Raw genomic sequence first — 24,977 nt, 5'->3', positions numbered from 1 at the left:
TTAGTATAACAAGGTGATCGTACCTGTGCGGTGTACAGGAAACCCGGTATTGGGTTCTTTATAATCCACTATCCACACATAGGTAGCCGCGTCGGCCGGTTTCCCGTTCACCGTACCTCTCCAGCCCACTTTCGGATCAGTGGTATAAAATACCCGCTCTCCCCATCGGTTATAGATGCTCATGACATAATCGGAGATCGGACATCGGTATACCGGCCGGAAATAATCATTCTTCCCGTCGCCGTTCGGAGTAAACGCAGTGGGGAACCACAGTGTACAACCGCAGTCTTTATAGCTGATCACAACCGAATCGGCTGTTTTTCCACAACTGTTGTAGGCGACGATCGAATACAAACCCGGCTTGGTGACCGTATACATGCTGGTGCTGCTGCTGTCCTGCCATTTATAAACGCCGCCTATTGCGCCCTGTGGTTTCAGCCTGTATACTTCGTTAAAGCATAAGGTAGTGTCTGGCCCCAGGTTTACACGCAGCGTATCTTCAAACGACACTGCTATACTGTCTGTGGATTCGCACCTGCCAATCTGTGCATGCACATAGTAATACCCGGGTTTGGTAACGTAATAAGTTGCCTGGTCCGACCCGTCCTGCCAACGATAAACCCCGTTCCCGAAATCGGCTGTCAGCACCAGGAAATTCCCCTTGCAGATGGTAGTGTCGTTTCCCAGGTCCAGCTTCTTCAGGCGGTTATAGTTGATAAAGATAGTATCCACTACACTGCAGATGTGATTGATCTCTACCAGCGCCCATAAATTCGTTGTACTGCTGATGGTAACCGCCGGCGTGGTAGCGCCGGTGCTCCATTCCCACCTGGTGGCAGCAGGCACGGTTGGGGCTATACGAATCCTTTCTCCCGGGCACAACAAAGTATCAGGCCCCAGCGAAAAAGGATACGGGGGGCCCGTAAAAGTGATGGTTACCTCGTCCGACATCTGCGGGCAACCTTTAGGAAAAATATCTACATGATAGGTGCCGCTTGTCGTTACATTCTGCGTCGGCTCTGTATTTCCCGTGTTCCACATATAAGTACAGTTCTGTGCAGTGGCGTCCAGCATGATATTCTCCCCGGTGCATAATACCAGGTCCCTTCCGAGGTCTACTTCCGGGATGGGAGTGTAGAATATATTTACAGAATCTGGGTTCGGACAACCGTTGACCTTCACCTTGTAAGTGGCGGAAGTATCAACAAGTATGCTGCTGTTCGTAGAACTATCCTGCCACAGGTAAGTAGCGCCGGGGATCACGGGGGCCGACAAAGTCATAGTACTTCCTTCACAAAGGGTAATATCCTGCGGTCCCAGGTCAAAGAACGGGATGGAAACGATCGTAACATCCTGGGTAACGGTAGTGGCTACCCCATTATTCCAGGTATCAACACTTACTGTATACGTACCTGTGTTGTCGTAAATATGGTAGGGCGATAATGCTTTTGAAGAATCTTTAGGGCCGGAAGCCGGATCGCCGAAATGCCAGATCACGGAGTCGATCCCCGTAGTGGAAGTGAGGGTAAAAAATGCGCTGTCTTTTACACAGGTAGAAGAAACGGTGAATGAAGTCTGTGCTTTAGCGCTGTAACTGGCAAACAGGGAGCAAACCAACAATGCTGGCAGAAGAAAGCAGGAATAAAAGGAACGGACTATCTGGCTTCTCATGTATATGACATGGTATTCTGCGCTAAGATAGCTAAATATGCATATTATTTATAATAAATTGGGACAGGGAAGAATAAAAATTTTATCCTTTCCTATCCCGGTAGCTTTACTCGTCGTCTTTTAATGGACGGGCAGAAATATATCTTCTCCATTTTTCCAGCACCGCAACGAAATCGGGTGGCATGGGGCTTTCAAAATACATCTGTTTCCTGGTGCGGGGATGTATAAATCCCAGTTGTTGCGCATGGAGGGCATGCCTCGGCATGATCTCGAAACAGTTATCCACGAACTGTTTATACTTGGTATAGACAGTTCCTTTGACAATTCGGTTGCCTCCATAGGTATCATCGTTGAAGAGAGAATGGCCTATGTGCTGCATATGTACGCGGATCTGGTGAGTGCGGCCTGTTTCCAGCCTGCATTCTACCAGGGTCACATAGTTGAAACGCTCCAGTACCCGGTAATGGGTAACGGCTTCCTTACCATGTTCTCCATCGGGGTAGGCGTCCATAATCTTGCGGAAGCGCTGATGGCGGCCCACATGGGCGATAACGGTCCCTTCATCTTCTTCAAAATCTCCCCATACCAGGGCAATATAGCGACGGTGAACAGTGTGATCAAAGAATTGTTTGGCCAGGTCGTTCATCGCCTTGTCAGTTTTCGCGATCACCAAAAGTCCGCTTGTATTTTTATCGATCCGGTGTACCAGGCCAAACCTCGGAATTTCAGGTTCTGTTACCTGGGTTTTATCGCCCAGGTACCACGACAGCCCGTTTACCAGGGTGCCGTCCCTGTTTCCGCAACCGGGATGCACTACCAGCCCGGCAGGTTTGTCTATGACCATCACGTCTTCATCTTCATAAACAATATTCAAAGGGATCTCCTGCGGGATGATCTCCGTATTTTCCGGGTTCTTGTTAGAAAACACGACTATCTTATCCAGTGGCCGGATCTTGTAATTGGATTTGACGGGTTTGTCGTTCACCAATACCATCTCGCCATCCAGGGCTTGTTGTATTTTATTGCGAGTAGCGCCTTCAATGCGGGCAGTTAGGAATTTATCTATACGGATCGGTTCCTGGCCTTTATCCACAACCATATTGATCTTTTCGTACAGTTCCTCGCTGCCGTCGCCATTCTCCAGCTCATCTTCCAGTTCCAGCAATTCTTCAGACATTCATGTATATTTCCGGCAAAAATAAGCCTTTCCGTGGGTTTCACGCAAAGACGCTGAGGGGGCAAAGAGCGCGGAGATTTTTTTAAGGGAGCGAAGTTTCACGCAAAGAAGCAAAGAAGCAAAGAAGCAAAGGATTTTAATAAGAAAAATAAGGGAGCAGAGATAGTAGATTCTGTTGGTCTTCGCTCTCTTTGCTTCTTTGCTTCTTTGCGTGAAACTTCGCTCCCTTAAAAAAATCTCCGCGCTCTTTGCCTCCTCAGCGCCTTTGCGTGCACCCCCTTTACCGGAAATCACCTACATTTGTAGGTGATATGGAAAAGATTTGGTTCAAAGATCTGGGGGTTATTGATTACCAGGAGGCCTGGAATTACCAGGAGCAGTTACTAAAGGAGAATGTTAGTCTGAAGTCGGCCTCTGTATCAGCAGGGCAGGCAGTTGTTCCTACTACTCACCACTTACTCTTCTGCGAACATCCGCCGGTATATACATTAGGTAAAAGCGGGCATATGGAAAACCTGCTGGTATCAGAAGAAGCGCTGAAAGAACAGGGAATTGGCTTTGTGCCTACCAACAGGGGCGGGGATATCACCTTCCATGGACCCGGCCAGATCGTTGGTTACCCGATCCTCGACCTGGAAAAATACTTTACGGATATAGGTAAATACCTGCGTAACCTGGAGGAAGTGATCATCCGCACGATAGGGGAGTATGGACTGAAAGGCGACAGGTCGCCCGGCGAAACAGGCGTATGGCTGGAGCCCGGCGATAAAGCGAAAGCGAGGAAGATCTGCGCCATGGGGGTTAGGTGCAGCCGATGGGTGACCATGCACGGGTTTGCCCTGAATGTGAATACCAGCCTGGATTACTTCAATAAAATTGTGCCTTGTGGGATTGCCGATAAAAAAGTGGCTTCTCTCCACGAAGAATTGGGAAGAGAGGTAGATATAGAAGAAGTGAAAACAAAGCTGAAACGCCATTTTGCAGAGATCTTCGAATCTGCAATTGAATAAAAGAAAACGGACCAGCCTTAGGTTGGTCCGTTTTCTTTTATTCAGGAAGAAATTGTCTACATTTTATAGTTCAACGGGATGAACAGGCTCCATTTTTCCTTCAGCGTAGTTCCGTTCTCGTATATTTCGAAATTGAACCAGCCGGCGTGCAGGAATATAGCTTTTTCCAGCACCAGGCTTGGCCCCTTAACATGTTCAATTTCAAACAGGAACTGGCCGTTAGATTCAAAAAACTTTACAGAATAATGTTTCTGCGCTGCATCCGGTAATTTGATGTTCACGTTACCATCCGCAGTGGTATAAATATAGTTGGAAGGATGCCATGAAACCCTGTCTGGTTCCTTGTTTTCCTGTTCTTTACCTCTCAGGCCCCTGGCAGCGTCTTTAATATCGGCATACTGCAATTTCATATCAGCCCTGATAGTGCTGTCAGACAATGCCAGCACGGTTTTACTATACATATACCTGCCATTGGTGAACAGGATGAACAACCGGTAATAGTTATTGCCTGGTAAAGGCCGGTTATCCAGGTAAGCATTCCTTGTTTGAGTAGGATAGCTGGCATAGCCGATGGTGTTGAAGTTTAACACGCTGTCCAGCGACCGCTGGATACCTATTTCTTTCACCTGGGTAAAGCCGGATATCCAATCCAGCTGGATCTTACCCGTTTTTATACTAGCCGAAAAATCTGGTAAAACAGGAGGAGTATATTCCTGTACTTGTGCTTTCCCTGCAAACGCGCTCAATAATAATATCCCGATAACAAAAGTTATACGCACTAAATGCTTCATACTGATAATCCGAAAAGGCTCTTTAAGTTGGCAAAAATACACTACGCTTTAAATATAATGAACTGTTTTTAGAACATCAGAACGTCGGAAGGCAGGGAAAGATTGCCCTGCAAGCCGCCTGTATGGATGAGGAGTATGCGGCTGTTCGCCGGAAAGGCCGGCTGAGTACACAATTCATGGAACGCCATCAATAATTTCCCTGTATAAATAATGTCTGTTGGCAGCCCTGTTTCGCGATTTAAAGAATTCATAAAATTTATAAGGGCGGGAGAAGTGCGGCCATAACCGCCATAATGGAAGTCATATAACAGCTTCCATTTGGTGTTGATACCCGGATGCAGCAACATCGCAACCTCCTGTTCCAGGAACCGGGCGCCTTTCAGTACAGGAATGCCGATGACTTCCTGGGTTGGCAATGCGCTGTTGATAAGTCCTGCGAGCGTTGTGCCCGTGCCTGCAGCGCAAAGGATGTGGGTATAATGGGCGGTTGGCAGGAGGTGCAGTATTTCTTCGCATCCCCTGGCTCCTTCGGCATTATGGCCTCCTTCGGGTATAATATGGTAGCCGGGATAATGAAAGAGATGTTTCTTTTCCCGGTATTCGGTTCTGCTTATAAACTCCAGTCGCATGCCGTTGTTGGCGGCGGTTTGCAGGGTGTGGTTCAGTTCCAGTGCATGTTCTTCTCCCCTGATTATCCCGGTACATGGAATATTGGCCAGGCGGCAGGCTGCAGCCGTGGCGGCGATATGGTTGGAGTACGGTCCGCCGAACGTAAGTATGCCTTCCTGTTTGGACTGGGCAACGGAAATATTATGCTTTAGTTTAAACCATTTATTGCCGGAGATCTCGGGGTGCAGTTGATCCAGCCTGAGTATATCCGCCTCCAGGCTGGCCGGCAGCCATGAGGGCCGGAAACTGGTGATGCGGATATTGGAAAGGTTGACCATGCTTGGACTGAAAGATTTTTGGCGAAGGTAAGGTTTGTAAGGAAAAGGCAGTGTGAGAGGGGCTTAGAGTATGGCGAAACGTAGCAAAATTGCAGTGAAAACAAGGAAGTAACACAAAAGAAACTGATAAAACAGTATTTAATGATTAAATTAGGCGCCGATATTTTTAGGGAAATAGTTGATAATTATAAAACTAATATCAGAAAAATGCAACCGACTTTATTGATTTTAGCGGCCGGAATGGCCAGTCGTTACGGCAGTTTGAAACAAATCCAGGAATTTGGCCCCAGTGGTGAGACAATTATTGATTACTCAATTTATGATGCGATCAATGCCGGCTTTGGAAAAATTGTATTTATTATCCGTGAAAACTTTGCCAGCGAGTTCAAAGAGATCTTTGAACCCAAGCTGAAAGGACGTATTAAAACGGATTATGTATATCAGGAAATGGGTGCTTTTGTTGGCGGTCATCAGATCCCCGCAGAAAGGACCAAACCTTGGGGTACCGCCCATGCTATTTTGTGCGCTAAAGACGCTATCAATGAACCATTTGCAGTGATCAATGCGGATGATTTCTATGGTACCGATTCTTTCGTGAAAATGGCCGCTTTCCTGAAAAATGAATGCAAACCTGAGCTGTACAGCGTAGTAGGTTACCAGTTAGGTAAAACTATCAGTGAACATGGTTCTGTTTCCCGTGGCGTTTGTTCTGTAAACGAAGCAGGCAACCTCGCAGCTATCAACGAAAGAACTAAAATATACAAAGAGAACGACCAGATCGTATACGAAGAAGCAGACGGCTCAAAACATCCGCTGCCTGCCGATACCCCGGTATCTATGAACTTCTGGGGCTTTGATCCGAGCGTTTTTCAACTTAGCCAGACCCTTTTCAACGAATTTCTCGAAAAGAATATCAGTAATCCAAAATCCGAATTCTTTATTCCAATTGTGGCAGACGAGTTTATTCGCAGGAACATAGGCCAGGTGAAGGTATTGCCTACCAGCGCACAATGGTTTGGCGTTACCTACAAAGAAGATGCACCAGGAGTGCAGGCCAGTTTGAATGAACTGGTTAAGAAGGGAGAATATCCAGACAATTTATGGAAATAAAACCCAATGAAAAGATCCTTCAGGCTTTTGGTTTGGAGCCTGAAGGATTAAATGTCCGAAAATTTGGATCAGGACACATCAACAACACCTTTTTGCTCGAGAAGAAGCAGGACAGCAGCAAGTACGTTTTACAAAAGATCAATGTGAACGTATTCAAGGAGCCGGGTATCATCGCTGCTAACCAAAGAATGGCAGCAGATTACCTGGCAGTAAATCATCCCGGCTATCTGTTTATTACGCCGATCCCCACGGTTAACGGGGAAGAGCTCTTTGTAATCAACAACGAATACTGGCGATTGATCCCCTTCATTGCGGGTTCCGTAACGGTAGATCAGGCCGATAACCCAAAGCAGGCTTACGAAGCGGCCAAACAATTTGGACGCCTGGCCAGTTACCTTTCGGGCATCGATCTGAAACCGTTTAAAGCTTCTATTCCAAACTTTCACAATCTTACCCTCCGGTACAGCGCCTTCCAGGATGCTATCAAAAACGCAGAGGAAGACAGGAAAGCAGCAGCAGAAGGAATGATTGAAGATTTCCTGCGCTACTCCGACATCGCAGTAACGTATGAACAACTGAAAACAGATCCCGAGTTCAAGGACAGGTTAATGCACCACGATACCAAGATCAATAATGTCTTGCTCAACAAAACAACTTTTGAAGGTATTTGTGTTTGCGACCTGGATACCCTGATGCCGGGCAAAATCATCTCCGACCTGGGCGATATGGTTAGAACCTATGTTTGCCCCGTCTCAGAAGAAGAAAGCGATTTCAGTAAGATCGTCGTCCGCGAAGCTTATTTCGAAGCCCTCATGCAGGGATACCTGGAAGAAGTCGGAGGAACGCTCACAAATGTTGAAAAGCAACAATTGTTCTTCGCAGGAAAGTTTATGATCTACATGCAGGGAATCAGATTCCTTACAGACTACCTGAACGGGGACGTTTACTACCCGACCAGGTATCCAAACCACAACTTCGACCGCGCTAAAAACCAACTGGTATTATTGCAGCGACTGATCGAAAAAGAACCAATACTGCAGCGCATTATCGATAAATGCCTGCTGATCAGTGAAAAAAGTGAACAATAAAATGAAATCATTTTTAGAACGTGAACAGTAAATGAAATGAAATCATTTTTCTCGCCAGGCGCATAAGACGGCGGCGAAAATTTAAAGAGAGCGGGGATTTTCTTCGCTCTCTTTTATTTTCATGATTTGTTTGATAAAATTTAATAATTAAAGATTAATTTGAAAATTATCTAACTATTATATAGAAATTAATTTTTGACGAAATCTTGTCGCATTGTTTGTTTTTAACTTCATAGTCAGATACATTTGTGAAAACACAAATCATTTCATACCTCCCAATGAAAGGTAATAACAACAATACAAACACTAACCGGATCATAGCAGGGCTCAGCAGCGTCCTCTCTATCGTCGTGGTTATTATTGTTGTCATTATTCGCCATCAGGTCGGAGGATAGCTAACGTAGATATAATCATAACGATATACAGCCTTCCTCCGCAACGAGGAAGGCTTTTTTTTGCGCCTAATTCGTTTATTATGAATAGTTATTATGATCACCAGACCACTATTTACCTGAATGGTGAATTCACCAGGGCCGCCACGGCCTCTACTGACCTGTATGGCCAGTCGCTCCACTACGGCTATGCCGCCTTCGAAGGTATCCGCGCTTACAAAACCGTCGGCAGCGATGTGCGCATCTTCAAGGCAGAAGCACATTATGAAAGACTGAAACGTTCCTGCGAACTTATTCACATCCCTTACCCTTTTGATAACAATGAACTGATTGAAGCCAGCTATAAAGTGCTGGAACTGAATAACCTGCAGGAAGCGTACATCAGGCCTCTTGTATATTGCCCGCCCGGTATGACGCTGAAAGCCGCCGCTGCTTCTCATATCTTCATCTGCGCCTGGAACTGGGGCGCTTATCTTGGTGATAAGATGCTGAGGCTCATGACCTCCTCGTACGAACGCCCAAACCCCAAAGCCTTCGAAATTGAATCTAAATCCTCGGGTTTATACATCAATTCTATCCTGGCGTCGGAAGAGGCCCGCCGCAAAGGGTTCGACGAAGCTTTACTCCTTGATGCCCATGGCTTTGTGGCAGAAGCTGCCAGCGCCAACCTCTTTTTTGAGAAGAACGGGAAGATGTACACTCCCGCTTTGGGCAACATCCTGCCCGGCATTACCAGGGCTACGGTAATAGAGCTCTGCCGGGAAATGAATATCCCGGTTGAGGAAAAATTATTCACAATCAACGAGTTAAAAACTGCTGATGCCGCTTTCGTATGTGGAACAGGGGCTGAGATCGCTGGTCTGAAGGCCCTGGATGAGTACGAATTCCCGCTGCCCTGGGAAGGTTCTCTCTGTCAAAAGCTGCAACAGGCCTACAAAAACCGGGTAACCGGCAGGCCGGTAAGCGCCGGCGCTACCTTAGTATAGCCGGCAACGTGGTAAACAGCATGCTGTACAACGGCTGTTTTGCCGGGTAATTTAGGGGAATAAAAAATTAATTAAGCCCCTTTTTTGACCCTTGAATGTTGTAAATCGGACTAGTAAGTATTCCCTATGGTAGCGGGATTCAGCGACAAAACGAACGATTTGAATACCGGCTAACCACGAAATATTTGGTTTGAATTTGAAAGCGCTACCGGGTATTTTGTGCAGAAGTTTAAAATAGGGTTATTGTAAAACAGGATTATCTGGATAATTATAAAACAATGGAATTAAACAAATACAGTAAAACGATCACTCAGGATCCTACTCAGCCAGCCGCACAGGCCCAATTATATGCAATTGGCCTTACCGAAGAAGACCTTAAAAAGGCACAGGTTGGTATTGTAAGTATGGGCTACGATGGTAACCCTTGTAATATGCACCTGAACAGCCTTGCTCAGGATGTGAAAAAAGGGGTATGGGATAATGGCCTGGTAGGTCTCATCTTCAATACTATCGGCGTTAGTGATGGTATCAGCAATGGTACTGAAGGTATGCGTTACTCTCTTGTTAGCCGTGATCTCATCGCAGATTCTATCGAAACAGTGGCAGGCGCCCAGTATTATGATGCGCTGATCACTGTACCGGGCTGTGATAAGAACATGCCGGGATCATTAATGGCAATGGGCCGTCTGAACCGCCCTTCTATCATGGTATATGGTGGTTCTATTGCCCCTGGAAAATATAAAGGTCAGGATTTGAATATTATCTCCGCATTTGAAGCTTTAGGCCAGAAGATCGCCGGCAAGCTGGATGAAGGAGATTTCCAGGGCATCGTGAAAAATGCCTGCCCTGGCGCCGGCGCATGCGGCGGTATGTATACCGCTAACACCATGTCTTCCGCTATTGAAGCAATGGGTATGAGCCTGCCTTACAGTTCTTCCAACCCGGCGCTGAGCCAGGAAAAGAGGGACGAATGTATCGCTGCCGGTCAATATATTAAGCTGCTGCTGGAAAAAGATATCAAGCCAAGGGATATCATGACCAAAGAAGCATTCGAAAACGCATTGACAGTGATAATGGCTACCGGCGGTAGTACCAACGCTGTACTGCATATGATCGCTGTAGCGAAATCAGTGAATATTCCGCTGACTATTGACGATTTCCAGCGCATCAGCGATAAAACGCCGCTGATCGCAGATCTGAAACCAAGTGGTAAATACCTCATGGAAGACCTGCATAAGATCGGTGGTATACCATTGGTAATGAAATATTTATTGAAGAAAGGTTATCTCCATGGTCATTGTTTGACCGTAACCGGTAAAACTGTGGCAGAAAACCTGGAATCTGTACCGGATATTGAATTCGAATCACAGGATATCATTGTGCCGTTGGAAAAACCATTGAAACAAACAGCGCATATCCAGATCCTCTACGGTAACCTGGCTACCCAGGGTGCTGTGGCCAAGATCACCGGTAAGGAAGGCGAACGTTTCAAAGGCCCTGCGAGGGTATTCGACGGGGAATTTGAACTGATCGCAGGTATCTCTTCAGGCAAAGTGAAGGCAGGAGATGTTGTCGTCATTCGCCAGGTGGGCCCTAAAGGAGCGCCCGGCATGCCAGAGATGTTGAAACCGACTAGTGCGATCATGGGCGCCGGACTGGGTAAAAGTGTTGCTTTGATCACTGATGGCCGCTTCTCTGGTGGAACACATGGCTTTGTAGTAGGCCATATTACCCCTGAAGCTTTCGAAGGCGGTAATATCGCCCTGGTAAAAGATGATGATATTATTGAAATAGATGCAACTAAAAACTTCATTAATGTAGAACTGAGCGATGAGGAACTTGCAGCTCGCAGGGCCGCATGGAAACAGCCTGCATTAAAAGCATCTAACGGAATCTTATTTAAGTACGCAAAACTTGTAAAAAATGCAACAGAAGGATGTGTTACTGATGAAGCCTGAGGTTACAGAAAAGCCAACAGCTAAGAAACCTGTAATTACCGGTTCAGAAGCAGTGATCCGCTCATTGATAGCAGAAGGGGTGGAAACCATCTTCGGTTATCCCGGTGGCGCAATCATGCCAATTTATGATGCGCTGTATGATTTTAGAGATAAAGTACATCATATACTTGTAAGACATGAACAGGGCGCTACTCACGCCGCCCAGGGCTACGCACGCAGCTCCGGCAAAGTAGGCGTGGCTTTCGCAACATCCGGCCCCGGCGCTACCAACCTGGTTACCGGCCTGGCCGACGCGTTCATGGACAGTACGCCTATCGTTTGTATCACCGGCCAGGTAGCCGCTTCTTTGCTGGGTACCGACGCTTTCCAGGAAACAGACGTGATTGGCATCACCATGCCGATCACCAAATGGAATATCCAGGTAACCCGCGCAGAAGATATTCCTGCCGCTATATCCAAAGCCTTCTATATCGCACGTACAGGCCGCCCTGGTCCCGTACTGGTAGATATCACCAAGAATGCGCAGACAGCGGAATTCGAATACGAAGAAAAGAAATGTGAATATATCCGCAGCTACCAGCCTCGCCCTGTTTTAAACAAAGCAGCGATAGCTGATGCAGCAGCGCTGATCAATGAAGCAAAGAAACCATTTATCCTTTGCGGTCATGGTGTATTACTCTCCAATGCTGAAAAAGACCTCATCGCACTGGCAGAAAAAGCCCAGATCCCGATGGGATCTACATTGCTGGGATTATCTGCAGTACCTGTAGATCACCCGCTGTATGTAGGTTTGCTGGGTATGCACGGCAACTATGCGCCTAATATGCTCACCGGCGACAGTGACGTGATCATTGCAGTAGGCATGCGCTTCGACGACCGTGTAACCGGCGACGTTAGCAGCTATGTACCAAACTCCAAGGTTATCCACATCGAGATAGATGCGGCAGAGATCAACAAGATCATCCACGCCGACGTTCCGGTTCATGCCGATGCCAAAGAAGCTTTGCAGGAATTACTTCCGCTCATTAAACCTGCCAGCCACGAATCATGGCTGCAGGAGTTCCGTGAGGCAGAAAAGAAAGAATACGAAAAGATCCAGCGACACGAATTGCATCCCACTACCGGCCAGGTAAAAATGGCGGAAGTGGTGAGGCTGATCTCCGAAAAGACCAACAGGGAAGCGATCTTGGTAACAGACGTAGGACAGCACCAGATGGTGGCCTCCCGTTACTATCGCTTTAAAAATCCGAATACCAATATCACTTCCGGTGGTATGGGAACAATGGGATTCTCTCTGCCAGCTGCCATGGGCGCAAAAATGGGAGCGCCCGACAAACAGGTGGTAGCGGTGATAGGAGATGGTTGTTTCCAGATGACCTTGCAGGAACTCGGCACTATCTATCAATCCCAGATCGGGGTGAAAATAGTGATCCTGAACAACAACTTCCTGGGAATGGTACGTCAGTGGCAGCAACTGTTCTTCGACAAACGTTACTCATCAACTGAAATGATCAACCCGGACTTTATACAGATCGCTAAAGGATTCTTTATCCCGGGCCAGAAAGTTACAGAACGTGAAAAACTCTCTGCGGCAATCGATGAGATGCTGGCTCACGACGGGGCTTATTTACTTGAAGTGGTGGTAGAACAGGAAGATAACGTGTTTCCGATGGTGGTAGCAGGTACCCCAATCAAAACCGTTCGTTTAGAGTAGTAAGTTTATTGATCATTTTTGAAACTCACAACAGAGGCAACATGCAAAAAGAATATACAGTTACGGTATATACAGAAGATCGTATAGGTATCACCAACCGTATCACCATCATTTTTACCCGTAGAGGAATTAATATCACCAGTCTGACCACTGCTGAAACAGAGATCCCTGGCGTATATAAATTCGTTATCACGGTAATGTCTACACGTGAAAAGCTGGAAAAGGTAGTCGGCCAGATCGAACGGCTGATAGAAATACACCGCGCTTTTGTTCACGACGAAGACGAAGTGGTATACCAGGAGTTGGCGCTGTATAAGATCTCTACCCAATCATTGGCCCAGGGCGATATTGAGAGGGTGATCCGTGATAACCAGGCCAGGATACTGACTATCACAGCCGATTATTTTGTGATAGAGAAGACAGGCCATCAGCAGGAGCTGATCGACTTCACCAAAGTACTCGAACCTTATGGACTGATCGAGTATACAAAAAGCGGAAGAGTAGCGATCGTGAAATGGAGCCGTCGCTTCCATGAGCACCTGAAAGACCTGCAGAAAAAAGAAAACGCTGTACTCAGCTAAGAAAAATTATAAATCATTATTCATTCAAATCACGCCAGTTAATAACATACATCGTTATTGGCTATAGCAAAAAAATCAACACATGGCAACCATCAATTTTGGAGGTGTACTCGAAGAAGTAGTAACCAGAGAAGAATTCCCAATGGAGAAAGCTAGGGAAGTGCTGAAAAACGAAGTGATTGCAGTTATCGGATACGGGGTACAAGGCCCTGGTCAGGCATTGAACTTAAAAGACAATGGCTTTAACGTAATCGTAGGCCAGCGTAAAAATTCTAAAACCTGGGATAAAGCAGTAGCTGATGGCTGGGTTCCTGGAGAAACTTTATTCGAAATCGAAGAAGCTGCACAAAAAGGTACTATCATCCAGTTCCTGTTGTCTGATGCTGGTCAGATCTCTTTATGGCCAACACTGAAACAATACCTGACTCCTGGTAAGGCATTGTATTTCTCTCACGGTTTCGGTATCACTTACAAAGATCAAACCGGTATCATTCCACCGGCGGATGTAGACGTTATCCTCGTTGCTCCTAAAGGTTCAGGTACTTCTCTGCGCCGCCTGTTCCTGGCTGGTCAGGGTCTGAACTCCAGCTACGCTATCTTCCAGGACGCTACCGGCCGCGCTAAAGAACGCGTTGTAGCACTGGGTATCGGCGTAGGTTCCGGTTACCTGTTCGAAACAGATTTCAAGAAAGAAGTATTCTCCGACCTGACAGGTGAACGCGGTTCTCTCATGGGTTGTATCCAGGGTATCTTCGCTGCTCAATATGAAACACTGCGTAAAAACGGTCACAGTCCTTCCGAAGCATTCAACGAAACAGTAGAAGAGCTGACTCAGTCGCTCATGCCGCTGGTAGCTGAAAATGGTATGGACTGGATGTATGCTAACTGCTCTACTACCGCTCAACGTGGTGCATTGGATTGGTGGAAGAAATTTAAAGATGCTACCCAACCAGTGTTCGACGAGCTGTATGCGAGCGTAGCTGCAGGTAAAGAAGCTGCCCGTTCTATCTCTTCCAACAGTACTCCTGACTACCGCGAGAAACTGAACGAAGAACTGAAAGAACTCCGCGAAAGCGAATTGTGGCAAGCTGGTGCTGCAGTACGTAAACTGCGCCCTAACGCTTAATAATTAAACAACAGTATAGTTGCAATGGCTATTCAATTCCGAATTATTGAAATTATTGGTTAAGGTATTTGGTAACAAGTTTACTGAATGCCCTCACCAATCTTTTTCGATAATTCGGAGTTGAGTGGCCATTGGTTTTTTAAAAAGAAGTTATGTCTGAAGTGAAGAGTAGTGTCAATTCCCTGAATATACTGGATGCCGCAGTCAAACTGAAGCCCATAGTGGCCAGAACCCCGCTTTCCTACAGCGCCAACCTGTCCAGGAGATATAACTGCGACGTATATCTGAAAAGAGAAGATATGCAGATCGTCCGCTCCTATAAGCTCCGTGGCGCCTACAACCTGATCAGCAGCCTGCCCGCCGGTCTGCTGGCCAAAGGCGTTACCTGCGCCAGCGCAGGCAATCATGCCCAGGGATTCGCATACGCCTGTAAGGCGCTGAACATCCAGGGCGTCGTTTTCATGCCTGTTATTACCCCAAAACAGAAAGTGAACCAGGTAAATATGTTCGGCGGCAGCAACATCGAGATCCGCCTGGTTGGCGATACCTTCGACGATTGCGCCGCAGAAGCACAGGCATTTACCCAGTCCAGCGGGATGACCTTCATTCCTCCTTTCGATAATGAAAAGATCATAGAAGGACAAGGCACTGTTGCCGTTGAAATACTGGAAGACCAGCAAGGGATAGATTATGTTTTCATTCCTGTTGGCGGTGGCGGCCTGGCAGCCGGCGTAGGTACCTATTTCAAAACATACAGCCCCAAAACCAGGATCATAGGCGTGGAACCGGAAGGCGCTCCCTCTATGACCAAAGCACTGGAAGCCGGTGCGCCGGTTACGCTCACAGAAATTGAACGGTTTGTAGACGGAGCAGCCGTAAAAACAGTAGGGCAGCTCAACTTCGAGATCTGCAGGGAAGTATTGGCAGAAATGCACCTGGTACCGGAAGGGAAGGTTTGCTCAACCATCCTGAGATTGTATAATGAAGATGCGATCGTGGTAGAACCCGCCGGGGCTCTCTCCATCGCCGTACTCGACGACTATGCCGAAGAGATCAAAGGCAAAAAAGTAGTATGCATCGTTAGCGGCAGCAACAACGACATAGACAGGATGCAGGAGATCAAGGAACGTTCCCTGCTTTACGAAGGATTGAAACATTACTTTATTGTACGTTTTGCACAACGCCCCGGAGCCCTGAAACAATTTGTGAACCATGTATTAGGACCGAACGACGATATCACCCGCTTTGAGTATATCCAGAAACATAATAAGGAAATTGGTCCGGCCCTGGTAGGGATAGAATTAAAATGTAAAGAAGATTACGACAAACTAATTGCTAATTTCAAACTGTACAACTTCCAGTTTACAGAGTTGAATAAAGATGATAATTTATTTAGTTACCTGGTATAGGAGGTTTATGCCGGTAATTGAGATGAAGCCTGTCGGTAGATCCGGCAGGCTTTGTTGTTCGGTGTAATTAACGTTTTATAGCGTTGTAAACGAGTGGGCTTAAAACCGGATACAAACATTTTATTAATGTATCGTTAAATATAGCATGGGTATACCTGTCCCTGAGTTATTAGAGGAAAACGAGTTGCAATTTTCCAAAGGGGAAGAAAATGCGGCATCTATGGGATTCAGGCTGACTGTGGTTTTATTCAATGCCTGGAAACGGAGTGCCCGAACTGGTTGTCGGCGTATTCCAACGCTTAAGCCGTTTTTGTATTTCATCTATCAATAGCTGGTTATTCCGAAATGTGAAGTTGCAGGCAACGAGCTGATTTAGCTTGAGCATAGCATTATTTGGCGACAGAATATTCATATCAACTAATTTATCAAAGACCCAAAGCATTCCGTGATACTCAATTTGTTGGCTTTTAGCATAGTTGCGTACCACTTTGTCGCTGCTTAGTATGCCTGCTTTGAGTTTACGAGCCAGGTGTAAAACAGATTTATCAGTTTCTGATAAAGATTTTGGATAGGAGGCACCGTAGATTTCCAGAAGGTCATTTTCTGTTAAATTATGAATAGAGAGCTTCTTATTTTTCCGGTACATTTCCAAAGCATCCCGTTGTTCAGAATATAGTTCAAAATAAACAGCAGATGTGGTATGGGTATCGATTTCAAGATAGAAAAAGAATTTTACCAGATCCAGGTCAAACAGATCAATAAAGATACAGGCATCTGTAACTACGAGTGTAGATTTCATTCTCGAGCAACGATAGGGGTTAACGGTATGACTAAAATAATGGTTGGTGCATTCTTTTAAATTCGGCTAACGACTGGTTAGAAAGTGAAGCTGCTTTAGACATTGATATCTGTCCTTCTATCAATGCTCTGAATAGCAATTGTTCAAACCTGTTACTTTCTTCACGGCCTTCATATTCTATAGGTTCATCTATCTTCCAGTTCATTTGTTTCATCATGAAGAAGAACTGTTTGGTATAATGTTCATTAACAATCCCACACGCATTGGCGTGCATAACTATAGCCTGCATAGAAATGCCATACTGCTTTTTAATAATACCCAGCTCCAGTATTGAGAGTTTATTTCTGTAAGTGCCTAGTTCAGTTTTAATTACATCTTCGGGTAGCAGCATGGCGGCCGAGAACTGGTGGCACAATATTTCTTTTTGTTTATGGGGAATATTGTCAAACTTTAATAGTAGATGGGCTAGCTCGTGAAGTAAAGTAAATCGTATCCTGTCTGGTTTATCAGCCTTTCTTAAATTGTAGGCAATTACCGGAATATGTCCGTTAACGAAGGTTTGCAGGCCATCAAAGGTATCGCTGACCTCTATTTTTACTACCTTAATATTTTTCTCCTCTAATAGCTCAATTATATTGTTTAGCGGAACTTTGCCCAGGTTCCACTTTTGCCGGACTATTTCCGCAGCCTTATTTACATGCTCGTAAGAAGAAACAGGAGGAAAATCGGCTAGTGGGTGCTGAAATTCAGTTTGTAAACCGATAATTTCCTCCAGTTCAAGGTAGCGGGAAAGGTATTCTTTGGTCCTTTCATTGATAATAGCCGCTTCTTTAGGGGCTAGCCTACTGAGTTTTCTATATTCGATATCACTAAGTTCAACCTGGGTGGTTCTGAAGAAATAGTCTGGACTGACATTTAATGCACTGCTTAACAAATTTATTTTTTCAGTGTCCGGCAACACTTCGGCTTTTTCATAGCGATGCAGCGCCTGGCGTGACAACTTATTATCCAATGCCTTGGCCAGGTCTTGTAACGAAAAACCATTCATTAACCGCGCTGATTTAAAGCGTGCCGCAAATATTTCCTTTAACTCCATAGTTGAAGATCTGTTTTTCTAAAGCAAAGGTACTTCATTGGTTTACAAAATGTACAATTCTTAATAAATTTGTAACGAAATAAATGTAAACTGAAATCTCTCCCACCCCTCCAAAAAACTTGGCGCCTTTGCAATAAACGGCTAACTTAAATCCTAATTCTTAGAAACCATGGAACTGAACCTTAACAACAAAGTAGCCATCGTTACCGGTGGCAGTAAAGGAATCGGGAAAGGTATCGCAGCCGCCCTCGCCGGCGAAGGCGCTAAAGTGGTGATCACCGCCCGCAATACAGACGAACTGGAAGATACCGCCGCAACCCTGCGGCTCAGCAACTATGAAGTAACTGCCATCGCAGCCGACATGACAAAAGAAAGCGATCTGCAGGCCCTCGTTGCTGAAACCATTCAACGTTACGGGCATATCGATATACTGGTGAACAACGCAGGCGGCATCGACTCGTTCGGCCCCCTCGAAACTATTTCCCTGCAGCAATGGAGAGACATTTTTGAACTGAACTTTTTCGGCGTAATTGCTCTCACCAACCTGGTACTCCCTCACCTGAAAAAACAGGGCGGCGGAAGGATCATCAATATTTCTTCAGAAAATGCAGAACAGCCCGATCCTAACATGGGCCACTACAATGCAACTAAAGCCGCATTGAATAACTACTCTAAAACCCTGGCCGAAAACTACGGCAAGGATAATATCCTGGTGAACACCGTTTCTCCCGCCTTCATCAAAACGCCACTGGTAGACGATATGCTGGAAGGAATCGCCAGGGAAAAGAACATTTCGTTATCTGAGGCTGCCAAAGCCTTCCTGAAAGAAAACAGGCCTTACCAGGTATTGGGCCGCCCCGGTACGCCGGAAGAAGTGGGCAGCCTGGTCGCATTCCTGGCTTCTGACCAGGCCTCTTTTATAACTGGCTCCGTTTTCAGGGTAGACGGCGGATCAGTAGGAACAGTTTAACCGGATCATATGCTCAGCTACTGGGAAAAATCGGCCTTCCTGCAATACGATTATATTATTGTGGGCAGCGGGATAGTTGGTCTATCTGCTGCCCTCAGTATAAAAGACCGTGCGCCTCAGAGTACCGTATTGGTACTGGAACGGGGATTACTGCCTACCGGCGCCAGTACCAAAAACGCCGGATTCGCCTGCATCGGCAGCCTGACGGAGGTGCTGGCAGATCTGCAAACCATGCCCGAAGCCGCGGTGATAAACCTGGTAAATATGCGCCGCTCCGGATTGCAGCTGCTAAGGCAGCGGCTGGGAGATGCAACAATCCGATACGCCGAAAATGGCAGCTACGAACTGATAGGCACAAGAGAAGAATGGGCTTTAAGCCAGCTTGCCAGGGTGAACGGCCTGCTGGCGGGTTTGCTGGGCGGCCCCGCTTTTACCCCGGCTAATGAGAAACTGTCTTCCTTCGGCTTTAACCGCAACGCAATAAAACACCTTGTCAGGAATAATTTTGAAGGTGAGTTGCACACCGGCAAAATGATGAGGGCATTGACCGATGCCGCACTGAAAGCAGGCATTGAAATAAAAACCGGTTGCGAAGTGAAAGAATTGCAGGATTATAAAACAGGCGTGGGAGTAACGGTACCAGATCCGGTGTTGGGAGAGGATCTTCATTTCTGCGCTAAAAAAGTGATCGTTTGCACCAATGCTTTTACAAGAAAATTGCTCCCTGATGCGCCATTGTCGCCAGGTCGTGGACAAGTTCTGATAACTGATCCCATACCAGACCTTCCCTTCAAAGGTATATTTCATATGGAAGAAGGGTATTACTATTTCAGGGAAATAGACGGAAGGGTATTGCTGGGAGGAGGCAGGCAACTCGATTTTAAAGGAGAAACATCCACTGAGTTCAGGTTCAACGACCGCATACAACGGGAGCTCGTGGAAATACTTCAACATATCATTCTTCCTGGAAAAAAATTTACAGTGGCCGACAGGTGGACGGGCATCATGGCCTTTGGAGAAACAAAACAACCACTTGTGCAAAATTTCACAGATAATATAGTCGTTGGTGTAAGAATGGGCGGAATGGGCGTGGCAATAGGGTCGAAGATCGGTGAAACTATTGCCGCTATGGCAATGGATAGTTAATTTTCCTGAAATACTTGCATCGGGGATTTCTTCTCCCTATATTTATTTTTTATTTCCACGATACGGCATTCGGTAGGTAACCTAAATCTTCTCACCCAAGACCAACGTATACTACTGAACATAATTTTTTGACGGTAATAGGTACCTTTTGTCTATTAAAAGGGTACTATTTGTTTCTATTTTAACGAGTAGATTTAGATATGTTGTTTAAATATATAGATTTGAAGCCGCTGGTTAAAAATGCCAACGTAAGTTAAAATATATTTGAGAAAGCGTATTTTTTACATTTATTCGTATATTGATCCGCCAAAATTTTTATAACCACGTTTTGAACGTTATGCAAACAAAATCCTTACACATTTTCGATTACCTGGTGTTCCTGGTATATTTTGTTATAGTGGCCGGATATGGTTACTATATCTATCACAAAAAGAAAAAGGCGACAACCGATTCGAAAGACTTTTTCCTGGCGGAAGGCTCTCTTACATGGTGGGCTATTGGTGCATCCCTGATTGCTTCCAATATCTCGGCAGAGCAATTTATCGGAATGTCGGGCAGTGGCTTCAACATTGGCCTGGCAATTTCTACCTACGAATGGATGGCAGCTGCTACATTGATAGTGGTAGCAGTATTTTTCCTGCCTATCTATTTAAAGAACAAGATCTATACAATGCCCCAGTTCCTGGAACGCAGGTATAATCAAACGGTAAGTACTATTATGGCGGTCTTCTGGTTGCTGCTGTATATAGTGGTGAACCTGACTTCCATCCTTTACCTGGGGGCTTTGGCTGTGTCAACTATTTCAGGTATCAACTTCTTCGTGTGTATGGGTGCGCTGGCGTTCTTCGCTATACTCATTACCCTGGGAGGTATGAAAGTGATCGGGTATACAGACGTTATCCAGGTGTTTTTCCTGATCCTGGGCGGTTTGGCTACTACTTACCTCGCATTGCAACTGGTATCTTCCCATTTCGGTACCAACGGCGTACTGAAAGGTTTCTCGCTGTTGACTCAACATGCAAGCGACCATTTCCACATGATCCTGTACAAGGAAAATCCTAAATACCTGGATCTTCCCGGCCTGAGCGTCTTGATTGGCGGTATGTGGATCGTGAACCTGAACTATTGGGGTTGTAACCAGTACATCACTCAACGGGCCCTGGGCGCCGATCTTAAAACTGCGCGCAACGGTTTGCTGTTCGCAGGCTTCCTGAAATTGCTGATGCCTATCATCGTGGTATTGCCGGGTATTGCCGCTTATGTGCTGTATACGCAGAACCATGGCGACTTCGGTACTGCAATGACCCAGGGTGGTTCACTGAACCCCGACAATGCTTACCCTGTTCTGTTAAACCTGCTGCCAGCCGGTCTGAAAGGCCTGGCCTTCGCAGCGTTAACTGCAGCAGTAGTAGCATCCCTGGCAGGTAAGGCCAACAGTATCTCTACCATCTTCACACTGGATATCTATAAAAAGATATATAATAAAGAAGCCGATGAGAAGAAGATAGTAAGCATCGGGCGCACTACCGTGGTAATTACAATGATCATCGCAATGGTGATCTCTAACTTCCTCGGCATCGATAAAAAAGGAGGCTTCCAGTTCATCCAGGAATATACAGGTTTCGTATCTCCGGGCGTTTTCGCCATGTTTGCACTGGGCTTCTTCTGGAAACGGACTACCTCCAATGCAGCGCTGTTTGCAATGATCGGCGGTTTGCTGATGTCGTTCATCCTGAAATTCTTACCTGGTTGGGTTAACCTGGAACCGCTGTACCAGATCGGTTTCAGCGCCCTGAACCCGGACAGCGGCTTGTATGAAATTCCGTTCATCGACAGGATGGGCTTTGTATTCATCATTTGCGTACTGGGTATGGTGATTATTTCGGTAGCTGACAAGAAAAGCATCAACAATCCTAAAGGACTGGCTATCGATGCAGGCATGTTCAAGCCAAATGTTGGATTTACCGTGGGGGCAACGCTGATCGTGGGTATACTGATCGCGCTGTACACCGTGTTCTGGTAACAGAACAATATTACGCTGGCCGCGGGGTATCCTGTTTCCTGTATATCCGCAACAACAGGATGCCCGGGGCCAATTCAGATTGCTAATTTTTCACGTTATATGTACTTTATAGGTTATGATATTGGCTCTTCTTCCGTAAAGGCGGCATTGCTAAATGCCGATACAGGGATAGGAGTGGCTAGCGCCACCAGCCCTGAAAAAGAAATGGCCATTGAAGTGCCGCACCCCGATTGGGCGGAGCAGCAACCAGAGAACTGGTGGAAGGAAGTAGTTAATGCAACAGCCATGCTACTCAGCAAATACCCCGTAGATCCTGCACAGATCAAAGGTATCGGGATTGCTTACCAGATGCACGGACTGGTATGTGTTGACAAGGATCAACAGGTACTCAGGCCCGCCATTATCTGGTGCGACAGTCGCGCTGTTGAAATTGGGAACAAAGCATTCAGGGAACTGGGAGAAGATTATTGTCTCAGCAACCTCCTGAATTCTCCCGGCAACTTTACAGCTTCCAAACTTCGCTGGATCAAGGAAAACGAACCGGCCGTCTACGAACGGATCCATAAAGTGATGCTGCCTGGCGATTATATTGCCATGAAACTCACAGGAGAAGCCTGTACAACGGTATCCGGGCTTTCTGAAGGCACGTTCTGGAACTTCAGTAAAAAGGAAGTTGATAAAGCTTTGCTGGCCAACTACGGGATAGATGAAAGCCTGTTGTCTGCCATTGTACCTACATTTGGCGTCCAGGGTTACCTGACCCCCGCCGCCGCTGCACTGCTTAAACTGGCGCCCGGTACTCCTGTTACCTACAGGGCCGGCGATCAGCCAAACAACGCTTTCTCACTTAATGTACTTAACCCTGGCGAAGCTGCTACCACAGCAGGAACTTCAGGGGTAGTTTACGCCGTACACGACAAAAATGACTTCGACCCTCAAAGCCGCGTGAATACTTTCGTGCATGTGAATAACGATGCCGGGCAAACGAGAAATGGGGTGCTGATGTGTTTGAACGGAACTGGTATTGCAAATAGCTGGTTGAAAAATATGGTAGGAGACATCACCTATCCTGAAATGAACGACCTGGCCGCAACCGCGCCGATAGGAGCTGGCGGGCTGCAGGTCTATCCTTTCGGAAATGGTGCGGAAAGGATCCTTGAAAATAAAACTTTAGGCGCCCAGGTGAAAAACCTGGACTTTAACAGGCATAACAGGGCTTCCATGATGAGAGCCGTTCAGGAAGGAATTGTATTCGGACTGAATTACGGCGTAGAGATCATGACCCGGATGAACTTAAAGATCCAGCGGGTAAGGGCCGGTAATGCAAACATGTTCCTCAGTCCTTTGTTCAGGCAGGCATTTGCCAATACGGCCAATGTAGTGATTGAACTTTACAATACGGACGGGGCGCAGGGCGCTGCAAGAGGCGCTGCTATCGGCGCCGGCTATGTGAAAGAAACCGAGGCATTTAAAGGCATGGAATGTCTTTCCGTCATAGAACCAGAAACTTCGATTCATCAACAATATCAGGAGGTTTATGAAAACTGGGTGACCGGTCTTCGTAACCAACTCCGGTAGCGGAAACAGATTATTAGCATTTTAAACCCACATTTTGTTATGAGTATTACATTAGGAAACAAAGAGTACTTCAAAGGGATTGACGAAATAAAATATGAGGGTCCCCAATCAGATAATCCACTGGCCTATAAGTGGTACGACGAAAATCGCATTATCGCAGGAAAATCAATGAAAGACCTTTTCAGGTTTGCGGTATCGTACTGGCATACATTCTGCGGAACCGGCGGAGATCCGTTCGGTCCGGGTACCAAACATTTCCCGTGGCTGACAGCAACCGATGCTATTCAGAGCGCAAAAGATAAAATGGATGCGGCTTTCGAATTCATCACCAAAATGAACCTCCCTTACTACTGCTTCCATGATGTGGACCTGGTAGATGAAGGCGCTAACGTAGCCGAATATGAAAGCCGTATGCAGCAGATCGTTGCTTACGCAAAAGAAAAACAGGCTGCAAGCGGCGTTAAACTGTTATGGGGCACCGCCAATGTTTTCAGCAACCCGCGTTACATGAACGGCGCTGCCACCAACCCTGACTTTGCCGCTGTTGCTTATGCCGGTACCCAGGTAAAAAATTCCCTGGATGCTACCATAGCTTTAGGCGGTGAAAACTATGTGTTCTGGGGCGGCCGTGAAGGTTATATGACCCTGCTGAACACAGATATGAAACGCGAACAGGAGCACCTGGCGCGCTTCCTCTCTATGGCCCGCGATTACGCCCGCAAACAAGGCTTTAAAGGTACTTTCTTCATTGAACCTAAACCTTGCGAGCCTACAAAACATCAATACGATTATGACTCTGCAACCGTGATCGGTTTCCTGCGTCATTACGGACTGGATAAAGATTTTAAACTGAACATCGAAGTAAACCATGCTACCCTGGCTGGTCATACCTTCCAGCACGAACTGCAGGTAGCTGCCGATGCAGGAATGCTGGGAAGCATCGACGCTAACCGCGGCGATGCCCAGAACGGATGGGATACCGACCAGTTCCCTACCAACCTGAACGACCTGGTAGAAAGCATGCTGGTGATCCTCGAAGCTGGCGGTTTAGCCGGCGGCGGCGTGAACTTCGACGCTAAAACCCGCCGTAACTCTACAGACCTGGAAGACATCTTCCTGGCGCATATCGGCGGTATCGATACTTTTGCAAGAGCAGCAGTGATTGCAGAAAAAGTATTGAATAACACACCTTATAAAAAATTCCGCAAAGAGCGTTACGCATCTTTCGACAGCGGCAAAGGCCAGGAATTTGAAGCTGGCAAACTGACGCTGGAAGATCTTCGCAATTTCGCTGCTGAAAACGGAGAACCTAAACAGATCAGCGGCAAACAGGAATGGCTGGAGAACCTGATCAACGCAAGTATATAATTTAACAGGATGACGAATGGAGATTACTTCATTCGTC

20 protein-coding genes are annotated in these 24,977 nt (G+C 46.4%); 14 read left to right on the top strand and 6 right to left on the bottom strand.

Features of this window, described 5'->3' with window-relative positions; all coding sequences use genetic code 11:
* Nucleotides 1–1,671 (bottom strand): T9SS type B sorting domain-containing protein, encoded by a 1,671-nt coding sequence (locus BLV62_RS12175; RefSeq protein ID WP_089761983.1) that lies wholly within the window; start codon nt 1,669–1,671, stop codon nt 1–3.
* Nucleotides 1,672–1,777: 106 nt separating this feature from the next.
* Nucleotides 1,778–2,848 (bottom strand): RluA family pseudouridine synthase, encoded by a 1,071-nt coding sequence (locus tag BLV62_RS12170; protein ID WP_089761982.1) that lies wholly within the window; start codon nt 2,846–2,848, stop codon nt 1,778–1,780.
* Between the two features lie 311 nt (nt 2,849–3,159).
* On the opposite strand from BLV62_RS12170, the gene lipB reads away from it, so the two are divergent.
* Entirely contained in the window at nt 3,160–3,858 is a 699-nt protein-coding gene (gene lipB, locus BLV62_RS12160; RefSeq protein ID WP_089761979.1) for a lipoyl(octanoyl) transferase LipB, read from the top strand.
* A 56-nt stretch (nt 3,859–3,914) separates the two neighbouring features.
* On the opposite strand, the gene BLV62_RS12155 is transcribed toward lipB, so the two are convergent.
* Together BLV62_RS12155 and BLV62_RS12150 are read right to left on the bottom strand one after the other, a co-directional pair.
* Nucleotides 3,915–4,649 carry a hypothetical protein gene (locus BLV62_RS12155; protein ID WP_089761977.1) on the bottom strand — a complete coding sequence of 245 codons (735 nt, stop codon included), beginning with the start codon at nt 4,647–4,649 and terminating at the stop codon, nt 3,915–3,917.
* Nucleotides 4,650–4,717: 68 nt separating this feature from the next.
* Nucleotides 4,718–5,596: a 1-aminocyclopropane-1-carboxylate deaminase/D-cysteine desulfhydrase gene (locus BLV62_RS12150; RefSeq protein WP_089761976.1), complete on the bottom strand. Its 879-nt coding sequence runs from the start codon at nt 5,594–5,596 to the stop codon at nt 4,718–4,720.
* 207 nt (nt 5,597–5,803) lie between these two features.
* On the opposite strand from BLV62_RS12150, the gene BLV62_RS12145 reads away from it, so the two are divergent.
* From BLV62_RS12145 to ilvA, 8 genes are all read left to right on the top strand, one after another.
* Nucleotides 5,804–6,706 (top strand): nucleotidyltransferase family protein, encoded by a 903-nt coding sequence (locus tag BLV62_RS12145; RefSeq protein ID WP_089762044.1) that lies wholly within the window; start codon nt 5,804–5,806, stop codon nt 6,704–6,706.
* A complete protein-coding gene (locus tag BLV62_RS12140; RefSeq protein WP_089761974.1) occupies nt 6,697–7,794 on the top strand; it encodes a phosphotransferase enzyme family protein in 1,098 nt (365 codons plus the stop codon). Before BLV62_RS12145 ends, BLV62_RS12140 begins: the two co-directional genes overlap by 10 nt.
* Nucleotides 7,795–8,269: 475 nt before the next feature.
* Complete coding sequence (locus BLV62_RS12135; protein ID WP_089761972.1) at nt 8,270–9,172, top strand: branched-chain amino acid transaminase; 903 nt, start codon at nt 8,270–8,272, stop codon at nt 9,170–9,172.
* A 278-nt stretch (nt 9,173–9,450) separates the two neighbouring features.
* Complete coding sequence (gene ilvD / locus BLV62_RS12130; protein WP_089761971.1) at nt 9,451–11,130, top strand: dihydroxy-acid dehydratase; 1,680 nt, start codon at nt 9,451–9,453, stop codon at nt 11,128–11,130.
* Nucleotides 11,096–12,844, top strand: a complete 1,749-nt coding sequence (gene ilvB, locus BLV62_RS12125) for a biosynthetic-type acetolactate synthase large subunit (RefSeq protein WP_307725931.1) — start codon at nt 11,096–11,098, stop codon at nt 12,842–12,844. Before ilvD ends, ilvB begins: the two co-directional genes overlap by 35 nt.
* 41 nt (nt 12,845–12,885) lie before the next feature.
* Nucleotides 12,886–13,425 carry an acetolactate synthase small subunit gene (gene ilvN / locus BLV62_RS12120; protein ID WP_089761969.1) on the top strand — a complete coding sequence of 180 codons (540 nt, stop codon included), beginning with the start codon at nt 12,886–12,888 and terminating at the stop codon, nt 13,423–13,425.
* 82 nt (nt 13,426–13,507) lie between these two features.
* Nucleotides 13,508–14,551, top strand: coding sequence for a ketol-acid reductoisomerase (gene ilvC, locus BLV62_RS12115; RefSeq protein ID WP_089761967.1), 1,044 nt, complete (start codon nt 13,508–13,510; stop codon nt 14,549–14,551).
* Between the two features lie 152 nt (nt 14,552–14,703).
* Complete coding sequence (ilvA, locus tag BLV62_RS12110) at nt 14,704–15,960, top strand: threonine ammonia-lyase IlvA (protein ID WP_089761966.1); 1,257 nt, start codon at nt 14,704–14,706, stop codon at nt 15,958–15,960.
* A 244-nt stretch (nt 15,961–16,204) separates the two neighbouring features.
* On the opposite strand, the gene BLV62_RS12105 is transcribed toward ilvA, so the two are convergent.
* Together BLV62_RS12105 and BLV62_RS12100 are read right to left on the bottom strand one after the other, a co-directional pair.
* Entirely contained in the window at nt 16,205–16,759 is a 555-nt protein-coding gene (locus BLV62_RS12105; protein ID WP_089761964.1) for a PIN domain-containing protein, read from the bottom strand.
* A 31-nt stretch (nt 16,760–16,790) separates the two neighbouring features.
* Nucleotides 16,791–17,855 carry a helix-turn-helix domain-containing protein gene (locus BLV62_RS12100; protein ID WP_089761962.1) on the bottom strand — a complete coding sequence of 355 codons (1,065 nt, stop codon included), beginning with the start codon at nt 17,853–17,855 and terminating at the stop codon, nt 16,791–16,793.
* Between the two features lie 169 nt (nt 17,856–18,024).
* On the opposite strand from BLV62_RS12100, the gene BLV62_RS12095 reads away from it, so the two are divergent.
* The 5 genes from BLV62_RS12095 to xylA all read left to right on the top strand — a co-directional run bounded on the left by BLV62_RS12095 (nt 18,025) and on the right by xylA (nt 24,940).
* Nucleotides 18,025–18,825 carry an SDR family NAD(P)-dependent oxidoreductase gene (locus BLV62_RS12095; RefSeq protein ID WP_089761961.1) on the top strand — a complete coding sequence of 267 codons (801 nt, stop codon included), beginning with the start codon at nt 18,025–18,027 and terminating at the stop codon, nt 18,823–18,825.
* A 9-nt stretch (nt 18,826–18,834) separates the two neighbouring features.
* Complete coding sequence (locus BLV62_RS12090; protein WP_089761959.1) at nt 18,835–19,971, top strand: NAD(P)/FAD-dependent oxidoreductase; 1,137 nt, start codon at nt 18,835–18,837, stop codon at nt 19,969–19,971.
* A gap of 337 nt (nt 19,972–20,308) precedes the next feature.
* Nucleotides 20,309–21,994 (top strand): sodium/sugar symporter, encoded by a 1,686-nt coding sequence (locus BLV62_RS12085; protein ID WP_089761957.1) that lies wholly within the window; start codon nt 20,309–20,311, stop codon nt 21,992–21,994.
* A 99-nt stretch (nt 21,995–22,093) separates the two neighbouring features.
* Nucleotides 22,094–23,572 carry a xylulokinase gene (locus tag BLV62_RS12080; RefSeq protein WP_089761955.1) on the top strand — a complete coding sequence of 493 codons (1,479 nt, stop codon included), beginning with the start codon at nt 22,094–22,096 and terminating at the stop codon, nt 23,570–23,572.
* A 39-nt stretch (nt 23,573–23,611) separates the two neighbouring features.
* Nucleotides 23,612–24,940, top strand: a complete 1,329-nt coding sequence (xylA, locus tag BLV62_RS12075; protein ID WP_089761953.1) for a xylose isomerase — start codon at nt 23,612–23,614, stop codon at nt 24,938–24,940.
* Nucleotides 24,941–24,977: the final 37 nt, after the last annotated feature.

It is taken from the genome of Chitinophaga terrae (ex Kim and Jung 2007) (assembly GCF_900107795.1).
Classification (GTDB): domain Bacteria; phylum Bacteroidota; class Bacteroidia; order Chitinophagales; family Chitinophagaceae; genus Chitinophaga; species Chitinophaga terrae.
This window is presented reverse-complemented; position numbering and strand designations above follow the sequence as displayed.

What these genes read in the sequence shown, in the direction of transcription:
- BLV62_RS12175 (WP_089761983.1), bottom strand. Translation starts at nt 1,671, where the DNA reads ATGAGAAGCCAGATAGTCCGTTCCTTTTATTCCTGCTTTCTTCTGCCA.
- BLV62_RS12170 (WP_089761982.1), bottom strand. Translation starts at nt 2,848, where the DNA reads ATGTCTGAAGAATTGCTGGAACTGGAAGATGAGCTGGAGAATGGCGAC.
- lipB (WP_089761979.1), top strand. Translation starts at nt 3,160, where the DNA reads ATGGAAAAGATTTGGTTCAAAGATCTGGGGGTTATTGATTACCAGGAG.
- BLV62_RS12155 (WP_089761977.1), bottom strand. Translation starts at nt 4,649, where the DNA reads ATGAAGCATTTAGTGCGTATAACTTTTGTTATCGGGATATTATTATTG.
- BLV62_RS12150 (WP_089761976.1), bottom strand. Translation starts at nt 5,596, where the DNA reads ATGGTCAACCTTTCCAATATCCGCATCACCAGTTTCCGGCCCTCATGG.
- BLV62_RS12145 (WP_089762044.1), top strand. Translation starts at nt 5,804, where the DNA reads ATGCAACCGACTTTATTGATTTTAGCGGCCGGAATGGCCAGTCGTTAC.
- BLV62_RS12140 (WP_089761974.1), top strand. Translation starts at nt 6,697, where the DNA reads ATGGAAATAAAACCCAATGAAAAGATCCTTCAGGCTTTTGGTTTGGAG.
- BLV62_RS12135 (WP_089761972.1), top strand. Translation starts at nt 8,270, where the DNA reads ATGAATAGTTATTATGATCACCAGACCACTATTTACCTGAATGGTGAA.
- ilvD (WP_089761971.1), top strand. Translation starts at nt 9,451, where the DNA reads ATGGAATTAAACAAATACAGTAAAACGATCACTCAGGATCCTACTCAG.
- ilvB (WP_307725931.1), top strand. Translation starts at nt 11,096, where the DNA reads ATGCAACAGAAGGATGTGTTACTGATGAAGCCTGAGGTTACAGAAAAG.
- ilvN (WP_089761969.1), top strand. Translation starts at nt 12,886, where the DNA reads ATGCAAAAAGAATATACAGTTACGGTATATACAGAAGATCGTATAGGT.
- ilvC (WP_089761967.1), top strand. Translation starts at nt 13,508, where the DNA reads ATGGCAACCATCAATTTTGGAGGTGTACTCGAAGAAGTAGTAACCAGA.
- ilvA (WP_089761966.1), top strand. Translation starts at nt 14,704, where the DNA reads ATGTCTGAAGTGAAGAGTAGTGTCAATTCCCTGAATATACTGGATGCC.
- BLV62_RS12105 (WP_089761964.1), bottom strand. Translation starts at nt 16,759, where the DNA reads ATGAAATCTACACTCGTAGTTACAGATGCCTGTATCTTTATTGATCTG.
- BLV62_RS12100 (WP_089761962.1), bottom strand. Translation starts at nt 17,855, where the DNA reads ATGGAGTTAAAGGAAATATTTGCGGCACGCTTTAAATCAGCGCGGTTA.
- BLV62_RS12095 (WP_089761961.1), top strand. Translation starts at nt 18,025, where the DNA reads ATGGAACTGAACCTTAACAACAAAGTAGCCATCGTTACCGGTGGCAGT.
- BLV62_RS12090 (WP_089761959.1), top strand. Translation starts at nt 18,835, where the DNA reads ATGCTCAGCTACTGGGAAAAATCGGCCTTCCTGCAATACGATTATATT.
- BLV62_RS12085 (WP_089761957.1), top strand. Translation starts at nt 20,309, where the DNA reads ATGCAAACAAAATCCTTACACATTTTCGATTACCTGGTGTTCCTGGTA.
- BLV62_RS12080 (WP_089761955.1), top strand. Translation starts at nt 22,094, where the DNA reads ATGTACTTTATAGGTTATGATATTGGCTCTTCTTCCGTAAAGGCGGCA.
- xylA (WP_089761953.1), top strand. Translation starts at nt 23,612, where the DNA reads ATGAGTATTACATTAGGAAACAAAGAGTACTTCAAAGGGATTGACGAA.